The organism is Arthrobacter sp. ok909 (assembly GCF_900104405.1).
GTDB classification, from domain to species: Bacteria; Actinomycetota; Actinomycetes; order Actinomycetales; family Micrococcaceae; genus Arthrobacter; species Arthrobacter humicola.
The window spans coordinates 138710-157014 of sequence record NZ_FNJS01000002.1 but is presented as its reverse complement, the minus strand read 5'-3'; the positions used below and the strand labels follow the sequence as shown (position 1 = coordinate 157014).

Annotated in this window: 17 protein-coding genes; 8 read left to right on the top strand and 9 right to left on the bottom strand. The window is 68.0% G+C overall.

The genetic code is table 11. The annotated features are described in order from the left end of the window. The first annotated feature begins 40 nt into the window (after positions 1-40). The gene (locus BLR03_RS02930) at positions 41-1279 is read left to right on the top strand and encodes an NAD(P)/FAD-dependent oxidoreductase (RefSeq protein WP_091249160.1); all 1239 of its coding nucleotides are present in this window, start codon (positions 41-43) and stop codon (positions 1277-1279) included. A gap of 7 nt (positions 1280-1286) precedes the next feature. On the opposite strand, the gene BLR03_RS02925 is transcribed toward BLR03_RS02930, so the two are convergent. Beyond that, the gene (locus BLR03_RS02925) at positions 1287-2516 is read right to left on the bottom strand and encodes a cysteine desulfurase family protein (protein ID WP_091249158.1); all 1230 of its coding nucleotides are present in this window, start codon (positions 2514-2516) and stop codon (positions 1287-1289) included. Positions 2517-2556: 40 nt separating this feature from the next. Continuing rightward, the gene (locus BLR03_RS02920) at positions 2557-3327 is read right to left on the bottom strand and encodes a helix-turn-helix domain-containing protein (protein WP_091249155.1); all 771 of its coding nucleotides are present in this window, start codon (positions 3325-3327) and stop codon (positions 2557-2559) included. Between the two features lie 91 nt (positions 3328-3418). On the opposite strand from BLR03_RS02920, the gene BLR03_RS02915 reads away from it, so the two are divergent. Then, on the top strand, positions 3419-3850 hold the full coding sequence (locus BLR03_RS02915) for a hypothetical protein (protein ID WP_091249153.1): 432 nt from the start codon (positions 3419-3421) through the stop codon (positions 3848-3850). A gap of 16 nt (positions 3851-3866) precedes the next feature. Here the strand turns inward: BLR03_RS02915 and BLR03_RS02910 are convergent, their stop codons facing one another. Further along, positions 3867-4769, bottom strand: coding sequence for a diacylglycerol/lipid kinase family protein (locus BLR03_RS02910; RefSeq protein WP_091249150.1), 903 nt, complete (start codon positions 4767-4769; stop codon positions 3867-3869). A 110-nt stretch (positions 4770-4879) separates the two neighbouring features. Between BLR03_RS02910 and BLR03_RS02905 the strand changes: the two genes are divergently transcribed. The 4 genes from BLR03_RS02905 to BLR03_RS02890 all read left to right on the top strand — a co-directional run bounded on the left by BLR03_RS02905 (position 4880) and on the right by BLR03_RS02890 (position 8193). Then, a complete protein-coding gene (locus BLR03_RS02905) occupies positions 4880-5866 on the top strand; it encodes a J domain-containing protein (protein WP_091249433.1) in 987 nt (328 codons plus the stop codon). A gap of 22 nt (positions 5867-5888) precedes the next feature. Further along, a complete protein-coding gene (locus BLR03_RS02900) occupies positions 5889-6356 on the top strand; it encodes a tRNA (cytidine(34)-2'-O)-methyltransferase (RefSeq protein ID WP_091249148.1) in 468 nt (155 codons plus the stop codon). 336 nt (positions 6357-6692) lie between these two features. Further along, positions 6693-7298 (top strand): ECF RNA polymerase sigma factor SigK, encoded by a 606-nt coding sequence (gene sigK, locus BLR03_RS02895; RefSeq protein WP_091249146.1) that lies wholly within the window; start codon positions 6693-6695, stop codon positions 7296-7298. A 10-nt stretch (positions 7299-7308) separates the two neighbouring features. Further along, complete coding sequence (locus BLR03_RS02890; protein ID WP_091249430.1) at positions 7309-8193, top strand: anti-sigma factor; 885 nt, start codon at positions 7309-7311, stop codon at positions 8191-8193. Between the two features lie 110 nt (positions 8194-8303). Here the strand turns inward: BLR03_RS02890 and BLR03_RS02885 are convergent, their stop codons facing one another. The 6 genes from BLR03_RS02885 to BLR03_RS02860 form a co-directional block, all read right to left on the bottom strand. Then, positions 8304-9707, bottom strand: a complete 1404-nt coding sequence (locus BLR03_RS02885) for a GntT/GntP/DsdX family permease (RefSeq protein ID WP_091249427.1) — start codon at positions 9705-9707, stop codon at positions 8304-8306. 45 nt (positions 9708-9752) lie between these two features. Further along, entirely contained in the window at positions 9753-10283 is a 531-nt protein-coding gene (locus tag BLR03_RS02880; protein WP_091249143.1) for a gluconokinase, read from the bottom strand. A gap of 75 nt (positions 10284-10358) precedes the next feature. Beyond that, positions 10359-11138 (bottom strand): PIG-L deacetylase family protein, encoded by a 780-nt coding sequence (locus BLR03_RS02875; protein ID WP_091249141.1) that lies wholly within the window; start codon positions 11136-11138, stop codon positions 10359-10361. A gap of 3 nt (positions 11139-11141) precedes the next feature. Beyond that, positions 11142-12095 (bottom strand): electron transfer flavoprotein subunit alpha/FixB family protein, encoded by a 954-nt coding sequence (locus BLR03_RS02870; protein ID WP_091249139.1) that lies wholly within the window; start codon positions 12093-12095, stop codon positions 11142-11144. Positions 12096-12111: 16 nt separating this feature from the next. Continuing rightward, positions 12112-12912: an electron transfer flavoprotein subunit beta/FixA family protein gene (locus BLR03_RS02865; RefSeq protein ID WP_091249424.1), complete on the bottom strand. Its 801-nt coding sequence runs from the start codon at positions 12910-12912 to the stop codon at positions 12112-12114. A gap of 257 nt (positions 12913-13169) precedes the next feature. Further along, the gene (locus BLR03_RS02860; protein ID WP_091249136.1) at positions 13170-14891 is read right to left on the bottom strand and encodes a trypsin-like peptidase domain-containing protein; all 1722 of its coding nucleotides are present in this window, start codon (positions 14889-14891) and stop codon (positions 13170-13172) included. Between the two features lie 294 nt (positions 14892-15185). Here BLR03_RS02860 and BLR03_RS02855 point away from each other — a divergent pair, with 294 nt between their 5' ends. Together BLR03_RS02855 and BLR03_RS02850 are read left to right on the top strand one after the other, a co-directional pair. Continuing rightward, positions 15186-17225 (top strand): TPM domain-containing protein, encoded by a 2040-nt coding sequence (locus tag BLR03_RS02855; RefSeq protein ID WP_091249134.1) that lies wholly within the window; start codon positions 15186-15188, stop codon positions 17223-17225. A gap of 160 nt (positions 17226-17385) precedes the next feature. After that, the gene (locus BLR03_RS02850; protein ID WP_091249132.1) at positions 17386-18174 is read left to right on the top strand and encodes a PspA/IM30 family protein; all 789 of its coding nucleotides are present in this window, start codon (positions 17386-17388) and stop codon (positions 18172-18174) included. The last annotated feature ends 131 nt before the right edge of the window (positions 18175-18305 follow it).

Here is an 18305-nt window from a genome sequence, read left to right as displayed (position 1 = left end):
CACCCCGGTTCAGAACCGGCACAGCGGAATCGAGCGGATCATGGCCAATGACGACATCGTGATCGTAGGCGGCGGCCTGGCGGGTGCCACCGCCGCCAAAACGCTGCGCACGGAGGGCTTCTCCGGGCGCATCGCAGTAGTTGCCGCGGAATCCCACCCGCCGTACTTGCGTCCGCCGCTGTCCAAGGACTACCTCCTGGGCAAGTCCGGCGAGGACGCCCTGCCGGTGGTGCCGGATGACTGGTACGGCGCGAACGACGTCGACCTTCGGCTCGGCACCCAGGTCACGGGCCTGGACCCGGCTGGCAGGACCGTGGTTCTGGGCGACGGCACGCGGCTGGACTACGCCTCCCTGCTGCTCGCGACCGGGGCCCGCCCCCGCAGCATCCCCGTGGCAGGCAGCGGGCTCTCCGGGGTCAGCACCTTCCGCACGGTGGAAGACAGCCGCCGCCTGCGCGCCGCGCTCGCCGAAGGCGGCCGGAACGTGGTGATGGTCGGCTCGGGCTGGATCGGGATGGAACTGGCCGCGGCCGCGAGCAGTTACGGCAACACGGTCACCCTGCTGGGCCTCGAAGAGGTCCCGCTGGCCGCGGCGATCGGCCCCGAACTGGGCGGCTTCTTCCGCTCACTGCATGAGGCCAACGGCGTGCGGTTCCTGTTGCCGGCCTCGGCAGCAGAAATCACGGGCACCTCCGGGCGGGTCACCGGCGTCCGCACCGACACCGGCGAGGTCCTCCCGGCAGATCTTGTGGTCATTGCCGTGGGGGTGGCCCCGGAGACGGGACTGGCCGAGGCGGCCGGCATCGCAGTCCGCAACGGCATCCTCACGGACGCCTCGCTGCGCACGTGGACGGCGGGGATTTTCGCCGCCGGGGACGTTGCCAATGCCCTGCACCCGTTCACCGGCGAGCACCACCGCAGCGAGCACTGGTCCAACGCCCTCAACGGCGGCAAGGTCGCCGCGCGGGCCATGCTCGGCTTTGATGCCGTGCTGGACACGGTCCCGTACTTCTACACTGACCAGTACGACGTCAGCATGGAGTATTCGGGCTTCCCGTCGCTCGTTGCCGGGCCTGCGGTGATCCGCGGCTCGCTTGCGGACAAGTCGTTCATGGCCTTCTGGCAGCGCGAGGGGCAGGTGGTCGCCGGCATGAACGTCAACTGGCCCCGCGCCGCCAAGCCGCAAAAGGCGATCAAGGCGCTCATCGGCGCACGCGCCGCCGTCAGTCCTGCCCTCCTGGCGGATTCCTCAGTGCCGCTGGACCAACTCCTGGACTAGCTCCCGTTCAGCTCCTGCCGGACGCCTGACGCGCCACGGTGCCCGCAGTCTGGATGCTGGACTCATGCCCGGCCATGCCGGCCTGGCGTGCCCGCGCGTAGGCGCCCGGCAGCGCGGCGAGCAGGGCATCGACGTCGGCGTCGGTGGAGGAATGGCCCAAGGTGAAACGCTGCGCGCCCCGCGCCGTGTCCTCGTCCAGGCCCATGGCCAGCAGCACATGGGACGGTCTCGGAACGCCCGCGGTGCAGGCCGAGCCGGTGGAGGTTTCGACGCCGGCCAGGTCCAGGAGGAACAGTAGCGAGTCGCCCTCGCAGCCGGGGAACGTGAAGTGTGCATTGCCGGGCAGCCGCCCGGGGCCCGGGGCGCCGCGCAGCACGGCCTCGGGGACGGCGCCGCGGACGCCCTCGATCAGCCGGTCCCGCAGGGCCGCGATCCGTGCGGATTCCTGGGCGAGCCGGCCAACAGCTGCTTCGGCGGCCGCGGCGAAGGCGGCGATCGAGGCGGTGTCCAGGGTGCCGGAACGCACGTCGCGCTCCTGTCCGCCGCCATGCTGCACCGGCGTCAGTTTGACCGCCCGGCCCAGAAGCAGCGCCCCGACGCCCACGGGGCCGCCGATCTTGTGCCCGGAGATGGACATGGCATCCAGGCCCGTGCCGCGGAAATCGACGGCGACCGAACCAAAGGCCTGGACGGCGTCGGAGTGCACCGGGACGCCGGCACGGTGTGCCAGCTCCACGATTTCGGCCATCGGCTGCAGGGTGCCGACCTCGTTGTTGGCCCACATGACGGTCACCAGGGCGATCGTTGCCGGATCGCGGGACAGTTCCGCCTCCAGCGCGGCCAGTTCGACGACGCCATCAGCGTTGACGGGCAGCCAGCAGACGTCGGCACCTTCGTGCCGTTCGAGCCATTCCACCGCGTCCAGGACAGCATGGTGCTCGACGCCGGAGCACAGGATGCGCGTACGTGCGGGGTCCTGGGCGCGGCGGGCCCAGTAGAGTCCCTTGACGGCAAGGTTGTCCGCTTCTGTGCCGCCGGAGGTGAAGATGACTTCGGAGGGGTGGGCCCCTGCCGCGGCGGCGAGCGCCTCGCGTGCGTCCTCCACGACCCGACGCGCCCGCCGGCCAGAGCCGTGCAGCGAGGAGGGGTTGCCGGTCCGGGACAGTTCGCGCGTCAGCGCCGCCAGAGCCTCCGGGGCAAGGGACGTGGTGGCGGCATGATCCAGGTATACGGGCACACGCCAATTCTACCCGCGGACCGGCGCCGCACCCGGGGTGTCACGATGGCAGGACCCGGGCGCAGCACTGGCCCGGCCGCGCGGCCCCCTGCGCCCTGAGGTCTTCGATGGCGAGCGCCTCCACACGCCCCGGGTCGATTCCCAGGGCTGCGGAAGCCCCGGCGAGGAAGGCCCCGTTCATGGCGCAGACCACGTCCGCGTGGCCGGCGGCGAGGCGATGGAACGGGCAGTTCAACAGCAGCAGGCCCCCGCCGCCGTCGTCCGCGGGGCAGTAGCCTTGCCCCGCCAGGAAGTCCGCGAACGGGGCGGCACTGCCGGCGCCGCCGGCGGTTTCCGGCTCCCCCGCGGCGCCGGGTCCGTCCGGCGCGCGGTCCGCGGCGCGAACTGCCGCTTCGCCGGCTGACTTTCCCCTGGCCCGGGCGGCCGCGAGCAGGGCATCCCGGGGCGATCCGCCGTCGTGTGTTGCAGCTTCGACCGCGGTAACGAGCAGCTCCGCGGCGAGGTCATAGTGGCGGTCGGGGACTGAAGCTGCCACCTCGTCCACGGCGGTACGGTACAGCTTCGCGGGCCGGCCGGAACCGGGACCCTCCCGTCCCCCGAGCTTGCGAAACTCCGCGATCAGCAGCCCGTCGTTGACGAGCCGGTCCAGATGGAACGAGGCGGTGCTCCTGGCCAGGCCCAGGGCTTTCGCGGCATCGTCCCGGCCGACGGCGTCCGGCGCCGAGGCGACGAAGTCGAACAGCCTTCTGCGGTTCTCATCCCCCAGGGACGCGAGCGCCGCAAGTCGGCGGCTCCACGCAAGTTTGGTCATGAGGCAAGGATATCTCTAAAAACAAGAATCGTTGCTTAATCAGTTCGCGGCGTTCTAAAATCGGAATATCCAACTTTAGAAGGAGCACGCCATGAAAGCTTCCCCAACACTCGCCACTCCGGCACAGCAGCTCAAGGCCGACCCGCACCGCCAGGCCTTCCTGTTGTTGCGGACCGTCTTTACCGTTGCGCCGATCCTGTTCGGCCTGGACAAGTTCACGAACCTGCTGACCGACTGGACCATGTATCTGGCCCCTGTGGCGACCTCGGTGGTCCCCCTCCCGGCCCAGACCATCATGTACATCGTGGGCGGGGTGGAAATCCTCGCCGGCGTGCTGGTGGCGCTGCGCCCCCGCCTGGGATCGGCCGTCGTGGCTGTCTGGCTGCTGGGCATCATCATCAACCTGATCGTCCTCGGCAGCTTCTACGACGTCGCACTGCGGGACTTCGGGCTGCTCGTGGCGGCCCTGGCGCTGAACAGGCTGTCCCCGCGCAAGGCCTCAAAGGCCACAGCTACCGTGTAGGCCGCTGCGCAAGACCCTACGCCAGGACGCGGACGGCGCGCGGAACCACCTCGATGGTCAGGGGAAGCGCGCCAATCCGCTCGCCGTCGGCGTAGGCCACGACGTTGCCGGCGGTGAGTTCCGCCTTCCGGACCCGGCGCAGGTGCACGGCGGGGTGGTCCACGTGCCGCCCGGAAAACACCTTGGGGAACACGGCCAGCAGGCCGGTCCGGGACACGCGGCTGACAATGAACAGGTCCAGGAGCCCGTCGTCGAGGACGGCCTCCGGGGTGATCCTCATCCCGCCGCCGATCGACTGCCCGTTGGCCACGGAAATCAGCATGGCGCCCTGCTGCCAGCTTTCGCCGTCGGCCGTCACCGTGTAATTGATGGCCCGAAACGACGCCAGTTCACGGAGCATGGCGAGCTGGCAGCGGATCCTGCCGCGCGGCCAGCGCCAGGTATTTGCCCGCTCATTAACGGCGGCATCGAAGCCGGCCGAAACCACGCCCGCGAACCAGCGGGAGGTTCCCCCGGCGGTGACCGTGCCGGCGTCGATCATCCTTCCGCCGCCGGCCAGGGACTCCAGCACCCGCTCGCACGCCGCCGGCAGGTTGTGCCGCGGCAGGCCCAGCGCCCGGGCCGTATCGTTGCCCGTTCCGGTGGGGATGATGCCAAGCGGCACGTGGCCGCCGATTCCGCCCCCTGTACCGGAGCCGGCGTGGGTCCCCGCGCCGGCGCCGTCCGCGACGCCTGAGTCCAGCGCCCGGTCAACGGCCCGGGCCAGTCCGGCATAGCTGTCCTCGCACAGCAGCAGGACATCCGCCCCGGCCGCGCGGAAGTGCGCCGCGGCGTCCCTCCCGGCAAGCCGCGCCCGGCCAAACGCTGCACGGGGAGGGCGATCAGCATGCGCTGAATTATGCCAGCCGCCGGGAACCATCCCGGTACAGGCGCTCGTTGTTCCTCCAGCCGGTTAAACTGGCCACGTCGGGCGTCCGCGAACGGTCCGGCGCCTTCACCGCCGGCACCATCAATGAAAAGGATTTCTGTTTGACGCAGGGCAGCAGCTCGCATTACCAGGTCCTCAGGATCCCCGTGACGGCGACGGACAAGGAGATCAAGGTCGCGTACCGCAGGGCCGCCCGGCTCGCCCACCCGGACCACGGCGGCGATCCCGCGGCGTTCCGGCGCGTCACCCTCGCCTACGAGACCCTCATCGACGCAAAGCGCCGCGCAGAGTACGACCGCTCCTACGGCAGCGGCCCGGGCGGGCCCTACTCGACGGCCGCCAACGACGAGGGCGCCCACTTCGACGCCCCGGCCGCGGGCAGCAGGGCTTCGGCCAATGTGCGCCGCCCGAACACGCCCCGGAATACCGCGGCGGACGCGCCCGTCTATGTTCCTCCCTTCGACCAGTTTGGCGACGGCACCGCGGTGCCGCTGATTCCCGCGGACGTGGCACGTCAGCAGGTCCACGGGATGCCCCGCAAACGCGGGATCTTCGGGGCCGAGGCCCGGATTCAGCGGGAGATGCGCACGGTGCAGCTCATCAGCCGGCAGGTACTGACCGCCATTCCGTCGGCGCGCCTCGTCAACGGGCTGCAGTCTCCTGCGGACAACAGCCACATCGACCACGCGCTCCTGGCCGGCTACCGGCTCGCGATCATCGGTTCCATGCTTCTGCCGCCCGGCGCCTATGCGTGGAACGGCAGCACACTGACACATGGCGGACGGTCCGTGGCCCCGCCCCAGCTGGCCCACGTTGTGCGCCGGATGCAGGACATCTTCCCCGAGCTCAATGTCACCGGCTGGATTGTTGTCCACAGCACGGACGGCAATCTGCACCAGCCGGTCATCGACCGGCACCGCCGTGCGCCCGGCGGCCAGGGCGGCGGCTACGGGGAGAGCTCGGGGCTGGTCGAGGTGGTCAACGCCGCAGGCCTGGCCCGCGGCCTGAAGCAGTTCCTCAGCTCGGGCCCGGCGCCCAACACAGTCAACGTTCCCGTGCTGGCCCGGCTGCTGCGCGGAATGCACTAGCCCGGCTCGCTAGGATGGGACGGTGTTCCGCATCCTCTTTCACACCCCCGAAATCCCCGGCAATACGGGAAACGCCATCCGGCTGGCAGCCATCACGGGCGCCGAACTGCATCTGGTGGAGCCCCTGGGCTTTGATTTTTCCGATGCCAAGCTCCGGCGCGCCGGCCTGGACTACCACGACCTCGCCGTGGTGACCGTGCACCCGGACATCGAGCGGGCCTGGGCGGCGCTGAAGCCTGAGCGGGTGTTTGCCTTCACGTCCGACGGCGAAACCACCTACACAGACATCCGTTACCGGGCGGGGGACGTCCTGCTGTTTGGCCCTGAATCCGTGGGCCTGCCGGAGGAGCTCAAGCACAGTCCCCATGTGACGTCCCGCGTCCGCCTGCCGATGCTGCCGGCCCTGCGGTCGCTGAACCTTGCCAACGCGGCATCCATCGCCGTCTATGAGGCGTGGCGCCAAAACGGGTTCGCCGGGGCCAAGCTGTAACGGATCTCCGCCGACCGGACAGCCGGCCGGTCAGGGCCGGCGGCGGACCCGCAGGGAACCCCAGCGGGAGCCCCCGCACGAAGAATCCCGCAGGTTCCGCCCATCCGGACTTGCGGCTGCGCCGAATCCCTTCTGAAGGCCGAAGCGGTTCTGAAGGCGGCCGTGCGAGCGATCGCCACAGCACATCGTGGCGGGACAACGGAAGGGAGCGAGGAGCGGCAGGTGAGAACAGCACATCTGGAGCGGCGCCCTGCCCACGAGGAAACGGCGGCCCGCGAGCCGCAGGCTGACCGTACTGGCCCGCGCACTGCGGCTCGCGCCTTATGCTTGGGGGTGATGGAAACTCCGAACGCCCCGAACCCCGAGGCCGCCGCCCCCGCCGGCACTTCCGCCGACATCAACAGCCGGCTCGGGAGTCTGCTTGAACTGATTGCCCAAGGCGATCAGGCAGCTTTCGCGGAATTTTACGGCCTCACCTCCCGGCGGGTATTCGGCATGGCACGCCGGGTCCTGATCGACACCGAGCTCAGCGAGGACACCACGCAGGAAGTCTTCCTTCAGGTTTGGCAGAACGCCGCCAAGTTCAATGCCGCCGCCGGTAGCCCGCTCGCCTGGCTCATGACCATCTCGCACCGCCGCGCCGTGGACAAGGTCCGGTCTTCCCAGTCCGCCACGGACCGCGAAGCCAAGTATGGTGCCAGCAGCCAGGAGATCGAACACGATTCCGTCTCGGACGAGGTCGGCAGCCGGCTGGAGGCCGAGGCAGTGGTCCGGTGCCTGGAAACCCTCACCGATACGCAGCAGGAGTCCGTGCGCCTGGCCTACTACGGCGGCCTCACCTACCGGGAAGTCGCCGAGCGCCTGAATGCCGCGGTTCCCACTATCAAGTCCCGCATCCGCGATGGACTCATCAGACTGAAGACCTGCCTGGGGGTGAGCTGAATTGACCGACATGAATGCACATGACAACAACCGCCTCCCCGGCGGCTTCACGGCGCACATCGCCACCGACCTGACGTCCGGCCGCGTCGCGGATCTTGCCGAGGTCTATGCCCTCGACGCCGTCGACGACGCCGAACGTGCCCAGATCGAGCATTTCCTCGCCTCCGCACCGGCCGCGGACCGGGACGCCTTCAACGAGCGCGTCCGGCAGGCCCGGGAGACCCTGGCCACCAGCTTCACCGCGGAGGAGGAGCCTCCGACCGGGCTGCTGGAGCGGATCATGTCCTCTTTGCCGGCGCAGGCGGCAGGGCAGTCCCCCGCCGTCGTGCCCCGCGCCGGTTCGGAGCCGCAATCGACGCCTGTGGTGCCGCATCCGGTACACGACGCCACCGAACTTCCGGTCACTGACGAGCTCGGCGCCGCCCGCAAGCGCAGGGAGGAACGCCGCCGCCCGCAGGGTATGCGGAACTGGCTTGTCGGGGTCGCCGCCGCGGCCGTCATCGCCCTGGGCGGTGTGGGCGTCAGCGCGTATGTGGCGAACCAAAACGACCCGCTGAACCAGGTGATGCAGGCCAGCGACGTCCGGCAGGCCACTGTTGACGTCAACGGAGGCGGCACCGCCACCCTGTCGATATCGCCGTCCAAGGACGCCGCCGTTATCAAGATGAACGGTGTTCCTGCTCCCCCGACGGGCAAGGTCTACCAGATGTGGCTGATCCCCAAGGACGGCTCGGCTCCCGTGTCCCAGGGCCTCATGGATGCCGAAGCCTTGTCCAAGCCGGCCGTCGTCAAGGGCATTGGCTCCGCCGCAGCCCTTGGCATCACCGTGGAACCCGCGGGCGGGTCCACGTCGCCGACCCTGCCGACCGTCGCCGCCGCGCCGCTGGGCGCGTAGCAGGACAAGCCAACAGGAAACAAAAAGCCGCCCGGGCCGTGGCGCCTTCCGTAGAAGGAGCGACGGCCCGGGCGGCTTCCTGCGTCCAGCGCAGCTGGATTCAGACGCGGCTAGATGACGAGCGAGAGCAGCATGATCAGGCCGAAGCTCACCACGGAGATCAGAGTCTCCATGACCGACCAGGTCTTGAACGTCTGGCCCACGGTCAGCCCGAACAGCTCCTTGACGAGCCAGAAGCCGGCGTCGTTCACGTGCGAGAAGAACAGTGATCCGGCACCGATGGCGAGGGCCAGCAGTGCGGCGTGGGTCGGTGGCAGCGAACTGGCGAGCGGTGCCACGATCCCGGCGGCCGTCACAGTAGCGACCGTGGCCGAGCCCGTGGCCAGGCGGAGGGCAACGGCCACGATGAATCCGAGCACGAGGACGGACATGTTGGTCCCCTCAGCCCAGGTCTTCACGGCGTCGCCCACGCCGGCACCGATCAGGGTCTGCTTAAAACCGCCGCCGGCTCCGACGATCAGGAGGATCCCGGCGATGGGGCCGAGGCTCGCACTAATCCTGCTTGTGATCTTGCTGCCGTTGAGCCCGACAGCGTAACCGAAGGTCACCATGGCCAGCAGGACGGCAAGCGTCATTGCGACGAGCGGCTGTCCGACGAAGTCGAAGAACGTGCGGATGGCCGGGGCGGTCTTGGGGTCAGGCCAGATGATGTCCATGACGGCCTTGAGCAGCATGAGCACCACGGGGAAGATGATGGTCAGCAGCGTGACAAGGAAGCTCGGCGGCCGCTTGACGCCTTCCATGTCCGCGCCATGCACGGTGTCGATGCCGCCGGCGACGGCGGGGGCGCCCACGGGCACCCACCGGGCCGCCAGTCGGGAGAAGAGCGGACCACAGATGATCACCGTGGGGATGGCGACGAGGATGCCAAGGGCCAGGGTGGTGCCCAGTTCAGCCTTGACGGCACTGATGGCGATCAGCGGTCCCGGGTGCGGCGGCACCAGGCCGTGCAGCACAGACAGGCCGGCCAGCGCCGGAATGGCGATGCGCATGAGCGGCATCTTCGAGCGCTGGGTGACCAGGACGATCACGGGCAGCAGCAGGACGAGACCGATCTCGAAGAACATCGGCAGGCCGATGATCACGGCAACGAGTGTGATCATCCAGACCAGCTTGTTGCCGGTGGCCTTGGCCAGGAGGGTGTCGACCACCCGGTTGGCGCCGCCGGAGTCAGCGAGCAGTTTGCCGAGCATCGCGCCGAGCGCGATCAGCAGGCCGACTTCCTTCAGGACACCGCCCACGCCGTCTTCGAAGTTGGCGATCACCTTGGCCGGGTCCACGCCGGCGGCGAGGCCCACGAAACCGGAGCCCAGCACGAGGGCGAGGAAGGGGTGGAATTTGAACTTGGCGATCAGTACGACGATCAGGGCGATGCCCAGACCGGCGACGATCAGTAGTTGGGTGTCGATGCCGGTCCCGGCCTCGACGGCAGCCGGAAGCTGCGTTGCTATCAGAGATTTCACAAAAATTCCTTGGTCGGCTGCGGAACGCGGGAAGGCTCAGGGCCTGGCGTCAGCAGCTTCGAGATTAAGTCGCGTGATGATTTCCTGTGCTTCTTCCGCCGGCGTTGCGGAGACGGACAGGGAAATGAAGTTTTCGTCCGCGCTGGGCGCTTCGAGCGCCTCGAACTGGGACTCCAGCAGGGCGGGCGGCATGAAATGCCCGTGGCGGGAAGCCAGCCGGTCCGAGATCTTGTCCCGTGATCCCTCAAGGAACACAAAGACCACGCCTTCGCCGCGCAGGATGTCCCGGTAGCGCTTCTTCAGCGCCGAACAGGTCACAACTCCGGGAGCTCCGGCTTCTGTGTGGGCCCGGATCCAGTCGGCAATGCTTTCCAGCCAGGGCCACCGATCCTCGTCGGTCAGCGGCTGGCCGGCATGCATCTTGGCCACATTCGATTCAGGGTGCAGGTCGTCGCCCTCGGCGAGATCCCAGCCCAGCCTGCCGGCCAGCAGTCCCGCAACGGTCGATTTGCCCGATCCGGAGACCCCCATGATCACGAGAACGGGGTGTTGCGCAGTCTTCGCCATCAAAGTCTGCCTTCCATCAAATAAATATGATTTAAACAGAGGCCAGCATATGGCAGACGATGTGCTGCGGCAACACTAGAACCCGGCGATGGTCCCCGGGCCGTTGACTGTGACGACGTGGAAGGCCTCGGCGCTGCGCCCGGCCGGCAGCCCGCCGCGCGCCCCGGTGCTAAGCATGAGGCCGCGGACCGTGCGCTCCATGGCATCGACGTCGGGGTGCTGGCTGACGTGGATGTGGATGGCGGCAAGCTTGCTGTCGACATGCTCGGTGACGTCGACGAAGTGGTTTTCGCGTTCTTCGGGCCCGGCGAAGAGCCAGAGCCAGGGCAGCTTATAGGCCTCCAGCCCGGACTCGGCCAGTTCCGGGTACGCGAAGGGGTTTTCCAGGGCCGGGTACACGGCGCGGGTCACGGCCTCCCCCACGGCCAGGTGGTCCGGGTGGCTTTTCTGGATCCGGTTCCAGCTGCGTTCCGGATGCATCGACAGCACGACGTCGGGCCGGAGCTGGCGGATCAGACGCACCACTTCACGCATCACCTCATGCGAGGGTTCAAGATAGCCGTCGCGCTGGTGCAGGTAGTGGATGTCCGTGACTCCGACCAAGGCGGCCGCGCGCTGCTGCTCCGCGATGCGCAGCCGCACGATTTCGTCGCGCTGCGCGGGATCGAAGCCGCCCGCATCGCCGTCGGTCATGATGCAGTAGCTGACCTGGACTCCGGCGGCCGTCCAGGCCGCAATCGTGCCGGCGGCGCCGAAATCAATGTCGTCCGGGTGGGCCGTGAAACAAAGCACCCGCTCGATCCGGGAAGTCTCCGGATGGAGCGGGCTTTGCGCCGGGGCGGCGTTGGTGCTCATGGGTCAGCCTTTGCGCTTTTTGATTTCTGCAGTGGCCTGGGGCAGCACTTGGAAGAGGTCGCCCACAATGCCGAAGTCGGCGATCTCGAAAACCGGCGATTCGGCGTCCTTGTTCACTGCGACGATCACCTTGGCGGTCTGCATGCCGGCCTTCTGCTGGATGGCGCCGGAGATGCCCGCGGAAATGTAGAGCTGCGGCGAGACGGTCTTGCCGGTCTGGCCGATCTGCGCGTCGTGGCCGATCCAGCCGGCGTCCGTGGCGGCCCGCGAAGCGCCGATGGCCGCGTCCAGGGCGTCCGCGAGGTCCTCCAGCGGACCGAAGTTGCCGTCCACGCCCCGACCGCCCGCCACGACGATGCGCGCCTCGGTCAGATCCGGACGCCCGCTGGCAGGCTTTTCGTTGCGCGCCGTGACCCGGGCGGCGGCCGCGGTGGCACCGGCCGGAAGCTGGACTGTGACGCTGCCCGGCGCCGTAGCCGACACCGCGGGCTCGGGCGTGACGCTGTTGGGCTTTACAGTCAGCACGGAAACGGGCGTCGTGGCCTTCGCGGTGGTGGTGTAGGACCCGGCCAGCACCGACTTGTGCGCGGTTCCGTCGGGATCGACCGCCACGACGTCGGTGATGACGCCGGCGCCGAGCCTGATACCGAGCCGGGCGGCGATCTCCTTGCCCTCGGCCGAGTTCTCGGTCAGGACCACGTCGGCTCCGGCCGCGTCAACGGCTGCGGCCAGGAACGCCGCTTTGGGTCCCACGAGGTAGTCGTCGAGGTCTGCGGCGGCCGGGCGGTAAAGCGCCTCGGCGCCGTAGGCCGCCAGGACCGCAGCGGCATCTGCGTGCAGCTCGCCGTTGACAGCGGCAACGGTCTCGCCCAGGGAGCGGGCGATCGTGAGCAGTTCCAGGCTCGACTTCTTCAGCGCCTGGCCGGGGTTGTCGATGAAAACGAGTACTTTTGCCATGTTCGGTTATTCCCCTTTAGAGCAGCTTCTGGGCGGCCAGGAACTCGACCAGCTGGATGCCGGCGTCGCCTTCGTCGGTGATGATGGTGCCGGCCGTGCGCGGCGGGCGGGCCTCGGCGGTCTCGACGGCGGTCCAGGAGCCGGACTTGCCCACCTGGGCCGCGTCAACGCCGATGTCGGCCAGGCTCAAGGTGGTGATGGTCTTCTTCTTTGCCGCCATGATGCCCTTGAAGTTCGGGTACCGGGGGTCATTGATCTGGTCCGTAACCGAGACGACGGCCGGCAGTTCGGCCTCAACGGTGTCCGCGTGCGTGTCGCCGTCGCGGCGGGCGGTGAGCTTGCCGCCGTCGAGCTCCAGCGACGCCGCAAAAGTTACCTGTGGAAGCCCCAGCCGCTCGGCGAGCTGCGCCGGGACCAGCGAGGTCTCGCCGTCCGTGGAAGCCATGCCGGTGACGATGAGGTCCGCGGGGGTGTCCGCGCCGAGGTGGCGGATGGCGGCGGCCAGTGCCAGCGAGGTGGCCGCGGCATCGGAGCCGGCCAGGGCCTCGTCGCTGAGGTGCACGCCTTCCGTGGCCCCGATCTGGAGGGACTTCTTCACCGCGTTGACGGCAGCTGCCGGCCCCATGCTCAGGGCGATGACCTTGTTCCCGGCCGCTTCCCCGCCGCGGGCCTCAATCAGCTGCAGCGCCGCCTCCAGGGCGTATTCATCCAGTTCGGACAGGATACTTTCGGAGCGGTCCGCGGTGTTGCCCTCGCCAGTGAGGTGGCGGTCGAACTGCGCATCCGGGACGTGCTTGACCAGCACAATGATTTTCAGGGTCTCTTCCACTGTGTCTACAGCAGCCTTCCATGCGGGTGGATAGCCGCCCCTGACGGGGTCATGGCCACGGAACGCCCGGTAGCCGGGCTCTTCCTAGCTAACCATATAGCTGCCGCGCCGCGCGGCCTGGGTTAACGCCTGTGTCAGCACCGTGCATGCGTCGTGGAGGCGTCGGGTAAGTTCCCGGCACGGCAAAGGCCGGGCGGCACCTTTCGGTGCCGCCCGGCCTCTCTGCTGTCTGTCGGCTACTGCCTCTATTGGTCGGCAGCAGTGCCGAGGGTTACATCGACTTCCTTCGGCTGGCCGCCGCGCAGCACCGTGACCTTGACCGTGGCCCCGGCCGGCTGTTCGCGCACCGCGGCGGTCAACTGGTTGGGATCGCTGATGGTCAGGTCCTGGAACTTCGTCACGACGTCGCCAACCTTGATGCCGGCCTTGTCAGCCGCCGAGCCGGGCTCGACGGTCGCGACCTCGGCGCCCACCGAGAACCCGGAGGAGGACGTTCCTGCCGCCTTGGCTTTCACGCTCACGCCGAACTGTGCGTGGGTGGCCTTGCCGTTGCTGATGATCTCCTGGGCCACGCGCTTGGCGTTGTTGATCGGGATGCTGAATCCCACGCCGATGTTGCCGTTGCTGCTGCCGGTGGACGAGTCGCCGCCGGCGGAGGCGATCGCGACGTTGACGCCGATGATTTCGCCCTTCGTGTTTACCAGTGCGCCGCCGGAGTTGCCCGGGTTGATGGCCGCGTCCGTCTGGATGACGTTGATCGAGATGGATCCCTGGTCAGCGGTGCTCTGGGTCTGGCCGCCGCCGGGGGGTGCGAACTGGAAGCCCTGGTCACCGCCCTGGGAGTTGTCTGCCCCGCCCTTCGGCGCGGCCGAGGATGCCACGCTGATGGTCCGGTTCAGGGTGGAGACGATGCCGTCGGTGACGGTTCCGGTGAGGCCGAGCGGCGAGCCGATGGCGACGGCGGTGTCACCGACATTCAGCTTGTTCGAGTCACCCAGCGTGGCCGGGACCAGTCCGGAGGGGTTGTCGATCTTGATCACGGCGAGATCGGAGAGCGGGTCGGTACCGACGATCTTCGCGGAGTAGACCTTGCCGTCACTGGTCCGGACCTCCATGGTGGCGTTGGCGGCCTTGCCGTCGAGGGTTACCACGTGGGTATTGGTCAGCACATGGCCGTCCGTGTCAAGGATGATGCCGCTGCCGGTGCCGCCGTCGCTGCCGCTGGTGGCCTTGATGGTCACCACGCTGGGGGAAGCTTTCAGGGCTGCGGCGCTGATGGCGTTGACGTCGTCCCTGTTGTTGACGATCACCGGCCCGGCCTGGCTCGTGTTGCTCGTGGAGGCTGTGGAGGTACGGTCGGCCAGCAGAGCGTTGCTGCCCGCCACCACGCCGCCGCCGATCAGGCCGGCCGCCACGATGCTGGCGATGAGGACAGGGACGCCGAACGCCGCCTTGCGCTTAGGGGCGTGGGCGGGGTTGTTCACAAAGCTCGCGCCGGGGGCATAGGCCGACGTCGGCTGGTTGCCCGGGTGGGCGCCGTAGGGCGCCTGGCTGTACGGGGAATGTGCTTGCTGAGCCTGGCCGTACGGGGGCTGGGCAGGCTGGCCGTGACCCTGGCCGGGATGGGCGGGAGCGTCGTACGGGCCTGTGTGCGGCGCAGGGGCACCGAACTGCTGGGTGTCGGCACCGGGGTGCTGTGGCTGGGAAGGCTGGGCCGGGGCCGGCTGGTGCTGCGGGTAGACCGGACGCGGCGAGCCGTCCTCGGCGCCGTCCAGCCGAAGCGTCGGGTTCTCGGGTGCCGGGGTTCCGGGTGCCGTCTCCGGGGTGTGGGCGCCATGCGGCTGCGCCGAGGCATTCGGCTGCGCTGAGGCATTCGGCTGCGCCGGGGCGCCCTCCTGCGGTTCGGCCGGTCCCCGGTTCTGTTGTGTCGGCTCCGGTGACGCACCCGGCACTGGGTTCTCAGTCATGAGACTTCCTTTCATCCTCGTCTGCCTATAACTATGGTCGCTCAGACTGACACTAAAGCGGACATTTGCTGGGAGGTTCCTGAACGGATGGACAGCGGCCTGATTGCCGGTTTGCCAGCTTAAGCGCTTTTCGCTGGTGGCATATTCCCCAAGGTGGACTGCCATTTGGGTGCACCATAGAATCAAATGGAATTGCCACAGCGACCTGCGGCTTTACATCTGCGTGGGGGCGCTGCTGCATTCTGTGACGGCTGGTTCGACCGAACCGGTCCCAGAAGTGCTGAAGGGTTGCACATGCGGTCTAAGATGATTCGTTTCCTCGCCGTCCTTGGCGTGGCTGGATTGCTGGCGCTTCCTGCCGCTCCGGCCCTGGCCGAAGACCCGGTGACTATCCCGTCCGGGCAAAACATCGTGGACAGCGCAAACGTGCTCGGCAGCCGCAAGGGCGAAGTCCAGGACGCCATCCAGAAGCTCCTGAAGGACCACAAGTACAACCTGTACGTCGTTACGGCCAAGACGTTCGAGAACCCCTCGGACCCTAAGGCCTGGGCCGTGGCCGTGGCGACCAACAAGGGCATGGGCAAGGCCGACGTCATCCTCACCATGTCCGACGACGGCAAGTACTACTTCTCTCCCAACTCGGCCAGCGCCATCTACTCCAAGACATCCAACATCACCCAAAACGCCATCGTTCCGAACCTGGCCGGCGGAAAGCGCGACTTCGCGCAGGCGGCGATTGATACCGCCGCTGCGGTGGGCGACGCGGCGGCCGGGGGCAGCGGCACCGTGCCGTCCGAAGCCGGGGCGGGCAACGCCGTCCTGGTGGGAGTCGGCGTCGTGGCCGTGGGCGGAGCGGGGGCCTACCTCTACTTCCGCAGCCGCCGCAAGAAGGCCGCCCAAGGTTCCGGCGCCTCCGGCGGAACGCAAGGTGCCCAGCCGGACCCGCTGGCGGGTCTCAGCGTGGCAGAGTTGCGCCGCAAGAGCGATTCCCTGCTGATCGAGGCCGATGACGCCATCAAGTCCAGCGAGCAGGAACTTGGATTCGCCCAGGCCCAGTACGGTGACTCCGCGGTGGGAAACTTCACCAAGGCACTGCAAGAGGCCAAGGCCCACATGACGGAGTCCTTCAAGCTTCAGCAGCAGCTCGATGACCACATTCCCGATACCGAGGAACAGCAGCGGAGCTGGCTCGGGGAAATCATCCGCCGTTCCGAAGCCGCCCTGGCATCGCTGCAGGAGCAGAAAGCGGACTTCGATTCCCTGCGGGAGCTGGAGAAGAACGCCCCCGAGGCCCTCGCCGCCGTCGGCGCCGGAGCCGCGGAAGCCGAAGCAAAGATTGCCAGCGCCGAACAGTCGCTGACGGATCTGCGCGCCAAGTACGCCGAGAGTGCCTTGGTCCAGGTGGCCGACAATATCAAGCAGGCCAAGGAACGCCTCGACTTCGTGCAGAACGCTTCCACCGCTGCGAAGGAAAAACTCGCCGCGGGCGAAAACAGTCTCGCCGCCGTGGCCGTGCGCGCCGCGGAAGAAAGCCTGCACCAGACAAACGTGCTGATCGGCGCCATCACCAAGGTGGCCGACAGCCTCGGCGAGGCGCGCAGCGGCCTGGAAACCGCCGTCGTCGATACCGCCCAGGACTTGGCGCAGGCCAAGGTGATGATCCAGTCCGGCGCCCATCCGGAACTTTCGGGACCGGTCGCTGCCGTGGAAGCCGCCCTTGCCCAGGTCAAGGCGGAAATCCAGGGCGGCAAGATCGATCCCGTCGCCACGCTGGAACGCGTGACCGCCGCGCACCAGACCCTCGATGAGTCGCTCAGCGGAATCCGCGACCAGCAGGAACAGGCGCGCCGCGCCCAGGCCTCGCTGCAACAGACCATCACATCGGCCCAGGCGCAGATCAGCGCGACGTCGGACTATATCACCGCCCGCCGCGGCGGCGTGGGCACCGAGGCCCGCACGCGACTGGCCGAGGCCCAGCGGAACCTGGACTACGCGCTCTCCATCTCCCGCAACGACCCCGTGACCGCACTGCAGTACGCGCAGCAGGCCTACGCCCTTGCGGCCCAGGCTGCGCAGCTGGCACAGTCCGACGTTGACCACTTCGGCGGCTACGCCAACCAGGGCTACGGGCACGGCGGGATGTTCGGCGGCAGCGGCGGCGGAGGCCTCGGCGGCGCGATCCTCGGCGGAATCCTCATCAACTCGATCCTCCATGGCGGGGGCGGAGGTGGCGGCGGAGGCTGGGGCGGAGGCGGCGATTCCGGCGGCGGTTGGGGCGGAGGCGACTTCGGTGGAGGCGGCGACTTCGGCGGAGGCGACTCCGGCAGTTTCTAGACTTCTTCCCACGTGCTGCACGGCAACAGCCCCGAACCATTAGAGACCACGTGCCGGGCCATGGGACCGGACAGCGGATAGACCAAACAGCGGATAGAAGAGACACATCAACGGTTCACTGGAATCAGTGAGACAACTGAGCAGGACGAAAGGTAACACCATGGTTAAGCAGTCCATCTTCGGCCGCATGGCGCAGCTGGCGAAGGCCAACATCAACTCCTTGCTGGACCAGGCCGAAGATCCGCAGAAAATGCTGGACCAGATGGTCCGTGACTACACGAACAACATTGCGGAGGCTGAGTCCGCTGTGGCACAGACCATCGGCAACCTGCGGATGCTTCAGGACGACTACAACGAGGACATCCGCAACGCCCAGGACTGGGGCAACAAGGCCCTCGCCGCATCCCGCAAAGCCGACGAATACCGCGCCAAGGGCGACGTCGGTGACGCGGAGAAGTTCGACAACCTCGCCAAGGTTGCACTGCAGCGCCAGATCGCCTCGGAAAACGAGGCCAAGTCCGCCGCGCCGAACATCGCAGCCCAGACCGAAGTGGTGGACAAGCTCAAGCACGGCCTTGACCAGATGAAGGGCAAGCTCAACGAACTGACCAGCAAGCGCAATGAGCTGGTGGCCCGGTCCAAGACCGTCGCGGCCCAAAGCCAGGTCCATGACGCCCTCAAGAGCATCAACATCATGGACCCCACCTCCGAGGTAGGCCGCTTCGAAGAGAAGATCCGCCGCGAGGAAGCCAAGGTCCGTGGCCAACAGGAGCTTGCAGCCTCAAGCCTGGACGCCCAGTTCAATTCGCTGGAAGACATGGGCGAGCAGACCGAGATCGAGGCCCGGCTGGCCGCGATGAAGTCCGGTGGCTCCCCCGCGGCCATCGGCACCGGCAACGGTGCTGCCTCCGGCTCCACGGTCGACGAGGCCGACTTCGACAAGCTCTAAACGGCCACCCGGCGCCCGGTGTCGGCGCCCAAGAACGAGCCAGGGGCCGGACTCCGGCGGCCCAGCCTGACATACCAGGTTCTGCCGCCGGGATCCGGCCCTTGTTGTGCCGGGCCTGTTGTGCCGGGCCT